Source organism: Halolamina salina (assembly GCF_042678005.1).
Taxonomy (GTDB): domain Archaea; phylum Halobacteriota; class Halobacteria; order Halobacteriales; family Haloferacaceae; genus Halolamina; species Halolamina salina.
Map to the genome: position 1 here is coordinate 22,732 of NZ_JBHUDH010000011.1, position 583 is coordinate 23,314.

1 protein-coding gene is annotated in these 583 nt (G+C 66.0%); it reads left to right on the forward strand.

What is annotated here, in order from left to right; all coding sequences use genetic code 11:
- Positions 1-147: 147 nt before the first annotated feature.
- Entirely contained in the window at positions 148-489 is a 342-nt protein-coding gene (locus tag ACFR9S_RS01335) for a cupin domain-containing protein (protein WP_379732422.1), read from the forward strand.
- The last annotated feature ends 94 nt before the right edge of the window (positions 490-583 follow it).

Genomic DNA, 583 nt, shown 5'->3' on the forward strand with positions numbered 1-583 from the left:
GGCGGTGCGGTCGCAAGGTGCCAACGATCGAGACGCTGTTGCGGTTGCTGTCCCAGCAACAAGCAACCGAGACGACGCCGAATCACCTCCCCACGCAACATAGCCGGGAACTCAGGAACTATACGCCTCGCCGCGCCACACACCCGCATGGATCACTACGAACCAGACGACGCCGACTTCGTCGAGGCCGTCGACGACGTCCACCTCACGGTCGGCGCGAGCGGCGAGGAAACGAGCGTCCAGCACTTCCGCATCGAACCCGGCGCCGAAGTCCCCTCCCACAGCCACCACCACGAACAGGCCGGCCTGATCACGCAGGGCGAACTCACGTTCGTCCTCGAGGACGGCGAGGAGATCACCGTCGGGCCGGGCGAGTCCTACACCCTCCTCGGCGACGAGGTCCACGCCGCTGAGAACCGGGGCGACGAGCCGGTCGTGGGGATCGACGTGTTCGCGCCGCCGCGGACCGACCCCGACTGGGCGGAGTAGCGACTGGCGGGCAGTTGCGAAAGAACGCAGATCAGAGAGCCGCAGACGCCGCGGTTTCTACGCGAGTTCCTCGATGTTCTCGAAAATCGGAGAT